We start from the raw sequence: 12165 nt of genomic DNA, 5'->3' as shown, positions 1-12165 counted from the left end.
GCGTCAGGACCTCGCCTTGTCGCGAACGCTCGAGCGCGAACCCCTCGTCCTGCAGCCGGCCGAGCACGCGCCGGGGCAGCGCTGGGAGTTCGGCGGTGGCGCCGGATGCCGGTGCGGCGATGCCCGTGACGAGTGACGCCTCGACCTCCGCGGCGCGCACCTCGACGCGTGCGTAGTCGCTCTTGCGCCGCCAGACGAGCAGCTCGAGGTCCCGGTACAGGACGATCGTCGTCGTCGATCCTGCTGCGAGCCACAGACGATCGTTCCCGAAGCCGACGGTGCAGGCGAGGGTCCGTTGTCGCGCCACTGCGCGGCCGACGAGGTAGGCGGGCAGGGCGAAGACGACGCCGACGATGATGATCGTGAGTCGGGCGCCGAGCGAGTAGACGAGATCGCCGACGAAGATGAGCGCCAGGGTCACGATGCCGCTCATCACGACGACGATGACGACGATGGCGATGGTCAGCGTGCGCACGGGTATCGGCACCGCGGCGAATCGCACCTCCGAGCCGTGGCCGCGCTCAGCACGCACCCACTCCGGCGCGGTCGGTGCGGGCCGCTTCGGCGTGCCGACGGCGGCGGAGACGCGCCCGATGAGGCCGAGCCAGATCCAGCCCGCCGCGGGGATCGCCGCGAACTGCACGATCACGAGCGAGATGCGCATCCACTCGGGTGCGGTGGCCAGCAGCGGGCCGGCGTACTCGACCGCCACCACGACGAGCGCCGCCGACGCGATCGCACCGATCACGTGCGCGATCACCCCGCGCCGAACCGGCGTCATGCGGAACGTCGCATTGACGAACGAGAAGCCGCACAACCAGCCCCCGACGAGCATGAGCAGGTACGGGATCAACTCCGTCGCCTGACCGGACATGGCCCACGGCACTGCCAGCGCGAGGCAGGCGGCCGCCCATACGAGGGGGCTGCCGACGAGCCGCCGCCAGGACGGGGCGCGCGTGGCCGTCGGCGCGCCGGGCACGGCCGTCCGGTCGACTCCCGGGCGGGTGCGGCTCACGCGCGCGCGGCGGTGCGGCCGCGATTGCGACGACGGATGCCGCGTGGTGCGCGACCGCCGACGAAGGAGCGCGCGGAGTCCACGATGAAGCCCTGCCGCAGCGCCTCGCGCCCGATGAGCATGCGGAAACCCATCTCGTCGCGATTGGTGAGCGTCACCTCGGCCGTCATCGTGCGGCCCATGAGCACGACGTCCATGAGCACGACGATGCGCTCCTCGGTGTGACCCGACGAGCTTCGCACCGAGCGGCGGTCGTGCACGGGGCATTCGACGATGACGGCGTCTTCGTCGGAGTTCTGCCACGGGTGCACGCCGAATCGCACGATCGACTCCGCGCCGCGCTGCACCTCTTCGAGGTCGAACGCGTGCAGCGACGAGGTGCGCGCACCCGTGTCGAGCTTCGCCTTGATCCAGGGAACTCCGGCTCCGGGCAGGCTCACCCATTCGCGCCATCCCGCGATGGTGTTTGAATAGACGGGCTCTGTCACTCCACCATCTTCGCAGGGGCACACGATGAAACTGGCGATCCTCTCGCGCGCCCCGCAGGCGTACTCCACCCAACGACTCCGCGCGGCCGCCCAGCAGCGCGGTCACGAGGTCAAGGTGCTCGACACCCTGCGCTTCGCGATCGACCTCTCGGGGCCCGAGCCCGACCTGCAGTACCGGGGTCGTCGGCTCTCCGACTACGACGCCGTGCTGCCCCGCATCGGGAACTCGGTCACGTACTTCGGCACCGCCGTGGTGCGCCAGTTCGAGCAGATGGACGTCTACACGCCGAACACCGCGAACGGCATCACGAACTCGCGCGACAAGCTGCGGGCGAACCAGATCCTCTCGCGCCACAACATCGGCATGCCGGCGACGGCGTTCGTGCGCAACCGCGCCGACGTGCGTCCCGCGATCGAACGCGTCGGGGGAGCGCCGGTCGTCATCAAGCTGCTCGAGGGCACGCAGGGCATCGGCGTCATCCTCGCGCCCGAGGTGAAGGTCGCCGAGGCGATCATCGAGACGCTGCACTCGACGAAGCAGAACGTCCTGATCCAGCGCTTCATCAAGGAGAGCAGGGGCCGGGACATCCGTGCCCTCGTCGTCGGCGACCGCGTCGTCGCGGCGATGCGTCGCAGCGCGAGCGGCGACGAGTTCCGTTCGAACGTGCACCGCGGCGGCACCGTCGAGGCGGTCGAGTTGACGCCCGAGTACGAGCAGGCGGCCGTGCGCTCGGCGCAGATCATGGGCCTCCGGGTCGCGGGCGTCGACATGCTCGAGGGCGACGACGGCCCCCTCGTGATGGAGGTCAACTCCTCGCCGGGGCTCGAGGGCATCGAGACGGCGACGAAGCTCGACGTCGCCGGCGCCATCATCGACCACATCGCGAACCAGGTCGCCTTCCCCGAGATCGACGTGCGCCAGCGGCTCACCGTCTCGACGGGCTACGGCGTCGCCGAGCTCATGGTGCACGGCGGCGCCGACCTCGTCGGCACGACGCTCGGCGAATCGGGACTCTGGGAGCGCGACATCACGGTGCTGACGCTGCACCGCGGCACGACCGTCATCCCGAATCCGCGCAAGGGCGTCGTGCTCGAGGGCGAAGACCGCCTGCTCTGCTTCGGCAAGCTGGAGGAGATGCGCTCGATGATCCCCGAGCGTCGTCGTCGCCGCTCCAAGGTGCGCAAGCTCCCGAAGCAGCCGATCCCCGAGGAGTGATCCGCGCCCTGCTCCGCGTCGGTCAGCCTCGGCTCTGCAGGGCGGCCCGCACGATCGCGAGGGCCTCGTCCGCGTCGAGGCCGAGCTGCGCGATGCGATCGGCATAGGCGGATGCCGCGAGCTGCGCCTGCTGCTCGGTCGGGTCCCCGGTCGCCGAGATGAACGAGCCGTTGCGACCGCGCGTCTCGATGACGCCGTCGCGCTCGAGCTCGCGGTAGGCGCGCGCGACCGTGTTCGCTGCGAGACCGAGCTCGGTGGCGAGCGTGCGCACCGGTGGCAGCCGGGTGCCGGCGACGAGGGTGCCGCCGCGAACGCCGTCGATGACCGCCCGCCGCAGTTGCTCGTAGGGCGGAACGGAGGATTCGGGATCGAGTTCGAGCAGCATCATGCGCCCCGTGCCGCGGCGCTCTCGGCTGCGGTCGGGGCGGCCGCCTCCGGAGAGCCGTACGCGGGCGGCTCCGTCTCGGAGTACTGCACGGGCCAGAGCCGCTTGAGGTAGTACCGGGCCGGCTTCACCGCGATCGAGATGGCGACGACCACGATGCCGGCGAGGATGAGCGCGTTCATCGCCACGTTCATGACGACCAGGCCGAGGTCGCCGCTCGCCGCGACCCAGCCGAGTCCGGTCGTGGTCGACGTGATGAGGGCGAGTGCGCCGAACATGAGCGGGACAGAGACGAGGTCGCGCAGCGTCTGCGCGCGGAGTGCATCATCCCATCGGAGCAGTTGCTCGCTCACCGCGGGTTGGGGCCGAGCGACGAGCGCCGACGACACCCACTCCACGACGACGAGCACCGCGATGGCTCCCAGGGCCGACGCGCCGACGAGCACCCGCGACGCGACCGGTACCGGCAGCAGAACGGTGCCGAGCGCGAGAACCGAGCTCACGGCCACGAGGACACGAGCTCCGACCCGCTCGATCGGCGCGACGTAGTCGCTCGCGACCGGCCGGGGCAGACGCGCGAGTCGCGGTCCGTCGCGTCGCACCTCGGGCGGCGCGGGCAGGATCGAGATGGCTGTCCCGATGCCGCGCCCCGTGAGCAGCAGGCAGGCAAGCGCCAGCCCGGCGAACGGTGCGACGCCCGTGCCCCAGTCGTCGTGGGTCGTCAGTGCGCCGCTCACGACCACGAGGGCGCTCGCCACGGCACCGACCATGGAGCCGAGCGCACCCCAGCGGGCGCGCGATCGGAGCCGTTCGCGGATCGTCTGCTCGAGCTCGACGTCGCCGTCGAGCGGAAGCCCGACGGCGCGGGCGAACCGTCCGACCGCCGAGGGCCGCGACATCCACACAGGGGAGATCGCGATGAGGACGGCGAACGCGCTGAGCAGGCCGAGCAGGAACCATTCGGGCCATTCAAGGGACATGCCAAGAATGTATTACTACAATCTCACGGCGTCAAGCGCCCGCGGCGCGTCGTGGTCAGTCCCGGTTGCGGTTCACGAGGCGCGACAGCACGATCGCGCTGCGGGTGTGGTCGACGTTCGGGGCGATGCGCACGCGCTCGAGCGCGTCCTCGAGCGAGGCGATGTCGCGGGCCCGCATGTGCACGATCGCGTCGGCGCTGCCGGTCACAGTGCCCGCGTAGACGACCTCGGGCACGCCCTGCAGGATGCGCTGGAGCTCGTCGGGCGCCACGGTGCCGCGGCAGAAGAGCTCGACGTAGGCCTCGGTCGACATGCCGTCGACGGTCGGGTCGACCTGGATGGTGAAGGAGCGGATGACCCCGTCGGCCACGAGCCGGTCGACGCGTCGCTTGACGGCGGAGGCCGAGAGGCCGACCGACGATCCGATGTCGCCGTACCCAGCCCGGGAGTTCTGCCGGAGCAGGTCGAGGATGGCGCGATCGAGGTTGTCCATTCTCGGATTGTATGTCGATCCTTTGCGTTCTCGCACGACGCGGCGCACATTTCCTGCGCCCCGCGCGGATTCCCGGCCTAGGCTGGCGGGATGCCTCTCGATTCCCCCGTACGTCTGGCCGTGCAGGTGCAGCCGCAGCACGCCGAGTATCCCGCCATCCGCGACACCGTCCTGCGACTCGAGGAGCTCGGCGTCGACGTCGTCTTCAACTGGGACCACTTCTTCCCGCTCACGGGCGACCCCGACGGGCTGCACTTCGAGGCGTGGACCATGCTCGGCGCCTGGGCCGAGCAGACCGAGCGCATCGAGTTCGGCACGCTCGTGAACTGCAACTCGTACCGCGGCGCCGACCTGCAGGCCGACATGGCCCGCACCCTCGACCACATCAGCGCGAAGGGCGGCACGGGCCGCTTCATCTTCGGCACCGGGTCGGGCTGGTTCGAGCGCGACTACGACGAGTACGGCTACGACTTCGGCACGCGCGGCTCGCGACTGAACGCGCTCGCCGACGCCCTGCCGCGCATCGAGGCCCGCTGGGCCGAGCTGAACCCGGCGCCGACCCGGCGGATCCCCGTGATGATCGGCGGCAAGGGCGAGCAGAAGACGCTGCGCATCGTCGCCCGGCACGCCGACATCTGGCACTCCTTCGTCGCGCCCGACGAACTGCGGCACAAGCTCGACGTGCTCGCCCGCTGGGGCGACGAGGTCGGGCGGGATGTCTCGGAGATCACGGTCTCCAACGAGCTCGACCGCGCCGGTCACGACGTCGAGCATGCGGAGGCGCTCTTCGCCGGCGGCGTGCGGCTCTTCACGATCGGCATCGGCGGTCCGGCCTACGACCTCGACCCGGTGCGTCGCTGGCTCGCCTGGCGCGACGCGAAGAACGGCTAGCGCGGGGCCTGGCTCTCGTCGAGCGGCGGTGTCGCCGGCTCCGTGCGGGGCACGAGCACGCTGAGCGATCCATCGGGTCGCCACGTCACGTTCACGGTCGCCTCGGGCGAGCCCTCGATGATCATGCCGACCTGCAGGCCCTCGGCTGGGAAACGACCCCCCTCGGTGCACCCCATCGTGCCGCCCTGCAGCACGGGGAGGATGACCTGGACGCAGTACTCGTCGCCGTCGTGGATCGCGTAGATCGAGGTGCCGTCGGCCCGGGTCACCAGGAGTCGGGAGTCGGTGTCCGCCCCTCCGGCATCGGGCAGCCACAGCGCCTCGGGCACGTCGGCGTCCGTCGCCGGTCGGTCGAACACCTCGGTCGCGGGGGAGTCGGCCGCGGGCGGCAGCGCCGCCAGGTACTCGGCCTGCGTCCGCGGGCCGGGGAAGGCGGAGCCGGCAGCGGCGGCGAGTTCGGCCTGCTGCTGGGCCTCGCGAGCACCGAGCTGCCAACCGGCGAGCACGCCGGCGACGAGGGCCGCGGTCGTGGCGATGATCACGCGCCGCAGTCGGCGGCGCGGGTCGGCGGCCGCGACCGGATCGTCGGTCTGGGCGGTGGCCAGGTCGACACCGGCCACTTCGGCATCGGCCGTCTCGGTCGTCGCATCTGACGTGTCGGCGCTCTCCGCTGCTGCCGCCGCCGCCGGCACGGCTCGCAGCTCGAGCAGCTCGCGGGCGGCGCGCTCGCGCTCCTCGTCGCTCGCACCGGATCCGTACACGATCCGTTCGAGGTCGGCGGCGCGATCGGCGGTCATCTCGCGCCCTCCACGTCATCGCCTGAGACGGCGGCCTCGGCGAGCGGGTCGCTCATCGGGATCAGCTCCACCATGCCGTCCGGTCGCCATTGCACGGTCATCGCCGTCGTCGCGCTCATGACCGCCGTACGGAGCCCCTCGCTGTTGACGATGCCGTACGTGGAACAGGCCGGTGCGCCGTCGGCGGGAGAGTAGCTCGCGATCAGGCAGACGTCGCCGTCGCGGAGCGCTCCGAAGACCTCGAGCCCGTCGGGCATGCTGAGCAGTCGGCGTGCGCTCGACAGGTCGATGCCGTACGTCCGCTGCCAGGCGGGATCGAGGGCGTCGGTCTCGACGGGCGGACGGGAGAGCACGCCCGGCAACGAGGTCTCGGCGAGCTGCACGGTGGTGGCGGGAGCAACCGGCGCGGCGGCCAGGACATCGGGAACCGCCGTCGCCGCGGCCGCCACGGGCGGCACCACCGAACGGCCGCCGAGTTGCCACCCGACGCCCAGGCCGAGCGCGAGCGCGACGATGCCGGCGGCGATCGCCCAGCGGATGCCGCGGGTGTCCGTCGGTGCCCGCGGCGCGGGCGGTGCGAAGGCCGCCGACGAGTCCGGCCCGTCTTCGGGGCGGTCGTCGTGCGGCTGCCCGGCCGTGCGGCCGGCGGCGACGGCCGCGAGTTCGGCGCGCGCCGCTGCGGCGTCCGCCTCCGCGAGCTGCAGGGTCTCGAGCTCGGTCGCGGCGGCGTTCCGCTCCGACTCGGAGGCGTCGGCGCCGAACGCGATGCGCTGCAGCCGGGTGATGCGCGCGGCGGTCTCGGCAGCGTCGGTCGCGGCCCGCGAGTCGGGATCGGGCGAGTTCGTGCCGACTCGATCGTCCAAGTCAGCCATGCCGGTCTCCGTCGCTCCCCCCGGCTCGGGTGCATCGGGTTGCACGAATCCGGGTCGTTTTCAGCATGCCTCAGGGGCGCGCCGACGGCAACCGGGCGGACGAACGCGCCAGACGCGCCATCCGCCCGCTCGTTCGCGCACGGATGCGGCGCGACGAGGCCGAACGAGCACGAAAATTGCGCAGCACGCCACCAACCGCGCCGCAATTGCCCGCACACTTGGAACAGGCGAACCCGACGGCGGCGAACCCGAACGCCGCCGTCGGACTCGCGAACAGCGAGTCGGTGCGCCGACGATGCACGGAGCGGATGCCGCAGGCCCCCAAGCGGCATCCGCTCCCCCTCTCGAAGGAGTGAGATGTCGACGATGATCGCAACCGACGGCCACCCCGGCGAACATCCCGTCGAGCAGTCGGCCGTGCGCCCCGAACGCCGCCCGACCGCGCGCAGCGTGCTCATGTGCCGCCCCGAGTACTTCACGGTCGTCTACCGCATCAACCCGTGGATGAATCCGGCCGAGCCGACCGACACCGCCCTCGCGCTCGCGCAGTGGCAGGTGCTCCACGACACGTTCGTCGGCCTCGGCTACGACGTGCAGCTCATCGAGCCGATCCAAGGCCTCCCCGACATGGTCTACGCCGCGAACGGCGGATTCGTGATCGACGGCGTCGCCTACGGCGCGAAGTTCACCTACCCCGAGCGACAGCCGGAGGGGCCGGCGTACATGGAGTGGTTCCGCGGTGCGGGCCTCGACGTGCGCGAGCCGGTGGAGGTCAACGAGGGCGAGGGCGATTTCCTGCTCGTCGGCGAGGCCATCCTCGCGGGCACGGGGTTCCGCAGCGACTCGCGCTCGCACGAGGAGCTCGCCGCGGTCTTCGGGCGCGAGGTCGTGACCCTGCGGCTCGTGAACCCCAGCTTCTACCACCTCGACACGGCGGTCGCGGTGCTCGACCCGACCCCGGGCCAGGAGCACATCGCCTACCTGCCGAGCGCGTTCGACGAGGCATCCGTCGCCCTGCTTCGTGCGCGCTTCCCCGACGCCATCATCGTGAACGAGACGGATGCCGCGGTGCTCGGCCTCAACTCGTTCAGCGACGGCTACCACGTGGTCATCGCCTCGCGCGCGACGGACTTCGAACGACAACTGCGCGAACACGGATACCACCCGATCGGCGTCGACCTCTCGGAGCTGCTGCTCGGCGGGGGCGGCGTCAAGTGCTGCACCCTGGAGCTGCGCCGATGACCCTGAATCGACCCACCGTCACCACGGACCGGACCGCCGATGCGATCCTGCTCGAAGACGACCACGCCGCACACAACTACCACCCGCTGCCGGTCGTCGTCGCCTCGGGCGAGGGCGCCTGGGTGACGGATGTCGAGGGGCGCCGCTACCTCGACTGCCTCGCCGCGTACTCCGCGGTGAACTTCGGCCACGGCAACCCGCGCCTCGTCGAGGCCGCGCGCGAGCAGCTCGGCCGCATCACCCTCACGAGTCGCGCGTTCCACAACGACCGGCTCGGCCCGTTCGTCACCGAGCTCGCCGCGCTCTGCGGCAAGGACATGGTGCTGCCGATGAACACGGGCGCCGAGGCCGTCGAGTCGGGCATCAAGGTCGCGCGCGCGTGGGGCTACCGGGTGAAGGGCGTGCCGGCCGATTCCGCGAACATCGTCGTGATGGCGGGCAACTTCCACGGCCGCACGACGACGATCATCTCGTTCAGCGACGACCCCGACGCCCGTGAGGACTTCGGGCCGTACACGCCGGGCTTCCGCACGGTGCCCTACGGCGACGCCGCTGCGGTCGCCGCGGCGATCGACGATCACACGGTCGCCGTCCTCGTCGAGCCGATCCAGGGCGAGGCCGGCATCGTCGTGCCGCCCGCCGGGTTCCTGCCCGCGCTCCGCGCACTCTGCACCGAGCGGCAGGTGCTGCTCATCGCCGACGAGATCCAGTCGGGGCTCGGCCGCGTCGGGGCGACGTTCGCGTGCGACCTCGTCGACGTCGTCCCCGACCTGTACCTGCTCGGCAAGGCGCTCGGCGGCGGCATCGTGCCGGTCTCCGCGGTCGTCGGCGACCGGGACGTGCTCGGGGTGCTCCGCCCCGGTGAGCACGGGTCCACCTTCGGGGGCAATCCGCTCGCGGCATCCGTGGGCCTCGAAGTGGTGCGCATGCTCGCGAGCGGTCAGCCGCAGGAGCGCGCACGCATGCTCGGCGCCCATCTGCAGTCGCGACTCGGCTCACTCGTCGGGCACGGCGTGGTGGAGGTGCGCGGCGCGGGCCTCTGGGCCGGCATCGACATCGATCCCGCGCTCGCGACCGGCCGCGAGGCCTGCGAGGCGCTCATGCGCCGTGGGGTGCTCGCGAAGGACACGCACGGCTCGACCATCCGCCTGGCGCCGCCGATCGTCGTCGAGCAGGCCGATCTCGACTGGGCGGTCGACCAGCTCGCCGAGGTGCTCGAGGAGTTCGCTGCCGGCTCGTGAACGATTTCGCAGGCCCGCCCGTGCGATGGGAGTGTTGGTCTCGAGATCGATCGTCCGCGCAGCGCGGAATCGGGGATCGACCCGCTTCGGAGGTGCACTCATCACTCGCTTGCGACTCGTGCGACATGGCCAGACGGACTGGAACGCTCAGGGCCTCATCCAGGGCCGACAGGACATCCCGCTCAACGACGTCGGGCGGGAGCAGGCCCTTGCTGCGGCGGGCAGGCTCGACGGGCTTCGGTACTCGGCCGTCGTGAGCAGCCCGTTGGCCCGAGCCGCTGAGACCGCGCGGATCATCGCCGCCGAGCTCGGCCTCACGAGCGTCGAGTTCGAGGCAGACCTCGTCGAGCAGGAGCTCGGTGCAGCGGAGGGCACGCCCTGGGCCGAGCTCGAGGAGGCCTTTCCGGGCGGTGTCATTCCCGGCATCGAGCCGCACGCGCGCCTGGTCGAACGTGCCGCAGCTGCGCTGGCGCGCATCGCGAGCATCCACGAAGGCGGGAACGTGGTCGTCGTGAGCCATGGCGCCCTGATCAACGCGATCACCGCCCAAGCTGCTCGGCATCGGGATCAGCAACCGGGCCCCGCGGCCAACGGATCCATCAGCGAACTCGACGTGCTCGACGGCCGACTCGACCTCGCACTCGCGTTGATCACCGAATCGAGCTGATCGCCGAATCGAGCTGAGCCGAGCGATCCGCAGCGACGGAACCCCGCGTCGACCGATCAGCGACCGGTGACGCGGATCGACCCGTTCGAGGTGGCGAGGTCGAGCGCGAATTCGCCATCGGAATCCTCGTCGATGTCGACGTCGACCGAGCCGTTCGACGTGTCGGTCGTGACCCGGTACCCGACCCCGTCGGTCGGCACCGCGAGGTCGATCCCGCCGTTCGAGGTGCGTGCGTCGACGTCTTGCGCTGCCGAGAGACGCAGCTCGATCGCGCCGTTGGAGGTCGACGCCCGCACGCCGGTGCCGGCGAGACCGCGGCCCTCGATGCGCCCGTTGCTCGTCTCGACCTCGATCGCGCCGGTGACGTCGTCGAGTTCGATCCTGCCGTTGTTCGTCGAGACGTCGACCTCGGCCACCTTGGTGAGCTCGATGGCGCCGTTCGAGGTGGAACCGCGCACGTCGACGCCGGGCGGCAGCTCGATCGTGTAGTCGACCGTGCAGCGATTGCCGCACCCGCTCAGCACGAGCACGCCGTCGTCGACCTCGAACGTCGAACCGACCTCGCGGTCGCCGTGGTACGAGACCGTTCGCGACACCTCGACCTCGGTGGCATCCTCATCGCCGCGTACCGTGACGCTGCCGGCGGGCTCGTCGATCTCGATCGTGTGCACCTGATCGTCGAGCGTCGACTCGTCGCTGAACCGTTCGGGCGGGGTGAGCAGGCCGCATCCGCTCAGGAGCAGGACGGCCGTGGCAGCGACGGCTGCCGTGGTGATCGTGCGTGATGTGCGAATCATGATTCCCCCTCGGGCGATCCTCTCGCCCGTCTCCGACCCTAACGAGGTCGGTGCCGCGCCCGCACGGGGGCAAGCCCCCGGGTGCGGCGCGCCTTCGCCCTACTTCGCGAGGAACGCGAGCAGCGCGCGGTTGACCTCCTCGCCGTGGGTCCACAGCAGGCCGTGCGGTGCGCCCTCGATCTCGACGTACTCGGCGGCGGGGAGGCGCTTCGTGAACTCCCGCCCGGTCGCGTCGATCGGCAGGATGCGGTCGGCGGTGCCGTGCAGGATGAGCGCGGGCACGTCGATCTTCTCGATGTCGGCGCGGAAGTCGGTGAGCCACGTCTCGACCACGGCCGACGAGGCGAACCACGAGGAGCCGGCCGCGACGTTCCAGCTGCCGCGGACCGCCCCCTCGCTGATGCGCGAGCCGAGCGTCTCGTCGAGGTTGTAGAAGTTCTGGAAGAAGTCGTCGAACCATTGGTAGCGGTCGCCCGTGGCCGCCTGCTCGATGCCGTCGAAGACCTCGCGCGGCACGCCCGTCGGGTTGTCGTCGGTCTGCAGCAGGAAGGGCTCGAGCGAGGCGAGGAACGCGGCCTTCGCGATGCGCGCGCTGCCGTAGGTGCCGAGGTAGCGGCCCAGCTCGCCGGTGCCCATCGAGAACCCGACGAGCACGACCTCGCTGAGCTCGAGGGTCTCGAGCACCGTGTTCAGGTCGGCGGCGAAGGTGTCGTAGTCGTACCCAGTCGTGGGCTGGCTCGACTGGCCGAACCCGCGGCGGTCGTAGGCGATGACGCGGTACCCGGCCTCGAGCAGTGCCCGCGACTGCTTCTCCCACGAGTGCCCGTCGAGCGGGTAGCCGTGGATCAGCACGACCGGCTGCCCCGAGCCGTGGTCTTCGTAGAACAGCTCGATGGGGGTCGAGTTCTCGGCTCCGACGGTGATGTAGGCCATGGTTCCTCCGATGCGGCTGACGGATGTCGCGGCACGCTGTCGCGCGTGTCGCCCTCGCCAGTCCACCACCGCCGCGTACGCCCCGCAAGCGGCGTCGTGGAGCGCCGACGAACGACCCACGGCCGCTCGGACTCGCACGAGTCCGAGC

General features: G+C 71.1%; 14 protein-coding genes. 5 read left to right on the top strand and 9 right to left on the bottom strand.

The features are described 5' to 3' along the window. Positions 1–1015 (bottom strand): hypothetical protein (locus ACFTQE_RS18630; protein ID WP_376926467.1); only part of this gene is annotated, 1015 nt, incomplete at its 3' end. Beyond that, entirely contained in the window at positions 1012–1503 is a 492-nt protein-coding gene (locus ACFTQE_RS18625; protein WP_375836459.1) for an ATP-dependent zinc protease, read from the bottom strand. The genes ACFTQE_RS18630 and ACFTQE_RS18625, both read right to left, overlap by 4 nt. 25 nt (positions 1504–1528) lie before the next feature. On the opposite strand from ACFTQE_RS18625, the gene rimK reads away from it, so the two are divergent. Beyond that, positions 1529–2719 (top strand): 30S ribosomal protein S6--L-glutamate ligase, encoded by a 1191-nt coding sequence (rimK, locus tag ACFTQE_RS18620; RefSeq protein ID WP_376926466.1) that lies wholly within the window; start codon positions 1529–1531, stop codon positions 2717–2719. A gap of 22 nt (positions 2720–2741) precedes the next feature. Here the strand turns inward: rimK and ACFTQE_RS18615 are convergent, their stop codons facing one another. From ACFTQE_RS18615 to ACFTQE_RS18605, 3 genes are read right to left on the bottom strand one after another with little or no spacing between them, the layout of a single operon-like run. Continuing rightward, positions 2742–3104, bottom strand: a complete 363-nt coding sequence (locus tag ACFTQE_RS18615) for a GntR family transcriptional regulator (protein ID WP_376926465.1) — start codon at positions 3102–3104, stop codon at positions 2742–2744. Further along, positions 3104–4084 (bottom strand): hypothetical protein, encoded by a 981-nt coding sequence (locus ACFTQE_RS18610; protein WP_376926464.1) that lies wholly within the window; start codon positions 4082–4084, stop codon positions 3104–3106. Before ACFTQE_RS18610 ends, ACFTQE_RS18615 begins: the two co-directional genes overlap by 1 nt. A 55-nt stretch (positions 4085–4139) precedes the next feature. Then, positions 4140–4577, bottom strand: a complete 438-nt coding sequence (locus ACFTQE_RS18605) for an Lrp/AsnC family transcriptional regulator (RefSeq protein WP_056655238.1) — start codon at positions 4575–4577, stop codon at positions 4140–4142. A 90-nt stretch (positions 4578–4667) separates the two neighbouring features. Between ACFTQE_RS18605 and ACFTQE_RS18600 the strand changes: the two genes are divergently transcribed. After that, positions 4668–5468 carry an LLM class F420-dependent oxidoreductase gene (locus ACFTQE_RS18600; protein ID WP_376926463.1) on the top strand — a complete coding sequence of 267 codons (801 nt, stop codon included), beginning with the start codon at positions 4668–4670 and terminating at the stop codon, positions 5466–5468. Here ACFTQE_RS18600 and ACFTQE_RS18595 read toward each other — a convergent pair. Further along, positions 5465–6265, bottom strand: coding sequence for a hypothetical protein (locus ACFTQE_RS18595; RefSeq protein WP_376926462.1), 801 nt, complete (start codon positions 6263–6265; stop codon positions 5465–5467). The genes ACFTQE_RS18600 and ACFTQE_RS18595 overlap by 4 nt on opposite strands. After that, a complete protein-coding gene (locus ACFTQE_RS18590) occupies positions 6262–7137 on the bottom strand; it encodes a hypothetical protein (RefSeq protein ID WP_376926461.1) in 876 nt (291 codons plus the stop codon). Before ACFTQE_RS18590 ends, ACFTQE_RS18595 begins: the two co-directional genes overlap by 4 nt. 456 nt (positions 7138–7593) lie before the next feature. Here ACFTQE_RS18590 and ddaH point away from each other — a divergent pair, with 456 nt between their 5' ends. The 3 genes from ddaH (at position 7594) to ACFTQE_RS18575 (ending at position 10287) form a co-directional block, all read left to right on the top strand. Further along, positions 7594–8379 carry a dimethylargininase gene (ddaH, locus tag ACFTQE_RS18585; protein WP_376926468.1) on the top strand — a complete coding sequence of 262 codons (786 nt, stop codon included), beginning with the start codon at positions 7594–7596 and terminating at the stop codon, positions 8377–8379. Continuing rightward, positions 8376–9620, top strand: a complete 1245-nt coding sequence (rocD, locus tag ACFTQE_RS18580; protein WP_376926460.1) for an ornithine--oxo-acid transaminase — start codon at positions 8376–8378, stop codon at positions 9618–9620. Before ddaH ends, rocD begins: the two co-directional genes overlap by 4 nt. Positions 9621–9738: 118 nt before the next feature. After that, positions 9739–10287, top strand: a complete 549-nt coding sequence (locus ACFTQE_RS18575) for a histidine phosphatase family protein (RefSeq protein WP_376926459.1) — start codon at positions 9739–9741, stop codon at positions 10285–10287. 56 nt (positions 10288–10343) lie between these two features. Here the strand turns inward: ACFTQE_RS18575 and ACFTQE_RS18570 are convergent, their stop codons facing one another. Then, positions 10344–11084, bottom strand: a complete 741-nt coding sequence (locus ACFTQE_RS18570) for a DUF4097 domain-containing protein (protein WP_376926458.1) — start codon at positions 11082–11084, stop codon at positions 10344–10346. Positions 11085–11183: 99 nt separating this feature from the next. Continuing rightward, a complete protein-coding gene (locus ACFTQE_RS18565) occupies positions 11184–12017 on the bottom strand; it encodes an alpha/beta fold hydrolase (RefSeq protein WP_376926457.1) in 834 nt (277 codons plus the stop codon). Positions 12018–12165 lie beyond the last annotated feature (148 nt).

This window comes from Agromyces sp. NPDC056965 (assembly GCF_042673425.1).
Lineage (GTDB): Bacteria > Actinomycetota > Actinomycetes > Actinomycetales > Microbacteriaceae > Agromyces.
Note: the sequence above shows the minus strand (reverse complement) of the source record. Positions and strands in the feature narration are given on the sequence as shown.

What these genes read in the sequence shown, in the direction of transcription:
- rimK (WP_376926466.1), top strand. Translation starts at nt 1,529, where the DNA reads ATGAAACTGGCGATCCTCTCGCGCGCCCCGCAGGCGTACTCCACCCAA.
- ACFTQE_RS18615 (WP_376926465.1), bottom strand. Translation starts at nt 3,104, where the DNA reads ATGCTGCTCGAACTCGATCCCGAATCCTCCGTTCCGCCCTACGAGCAA.
- ACFTQE_RS18610 (WP_376926464.1), bottom strand. Translation starts at nt 4,084, where the DNA reads ATGTCCCTTGAATGGCCCGAATGGTTCCTGCTCGGCCTGCTCAGCGCG.
- ACFTQE_RS18605 (WP_056655238.1), bottom strand. Translation starts at nt 4,577, where the DNA reads ATGGACAACCTCGATCGCGCCATCCTCGACCTGCTCCGGCAGAACTCC.
- ACFTQE_RS18600 (WP_376926463.1), top strand. Translation starts at nt 4,668, where the DNA reads ATGCCTCTCGATTCCCCCGTACGTCTGGCCGTGCAGGTGCAGCCGCAG.
- ACFTQE_RS18595 (WP_376926462.1), bottom strand. Translation starts at nt 6,265, where the DNA reads ATGACCGCCGATCGCGCCGCCGACCTCGAACGGATCGTGTACGGATCC.
- ACFTQE_RS18590 (WP_376926461.1), bottom strand. Translation starts at nt 7,137, where the DNA reads ATGGCTGACTTGGACGATCGAGTCGGCACGAACTCGCCCGATCCCGAC.
- ddaH (WP_376926468.1), top strand. Translation starts at nt 7,594, where the DNA reads ATGTGCCGCCCCGAGTACTTCACGGTCGTCTACCGCATCAACCCGTGG.
- rocD (WP_376926460.1), top strand. Translation starts at nt 8,376, where the DNA reads ATGACCCTGAATCGACCCACCGTCACCACGGACCGGACCGCCGATGCG.
- ACFTQE_RS18570 (WP_376926458.1), bottom strand. Translation starts at nt 11,084, where the DNA reads ATGATTCGCACATCACGCACGATCACCACGGCAGCCGTCGCTGCCACG.
- ACFTQE_RS18565 (WP_376926457.1), bottom strand. Translation starts at nt 12,017, where the DNA reads ATGGCCTACATCACCGTCGGAGCCGAGAACTCGACCCCCATCGAGCTG.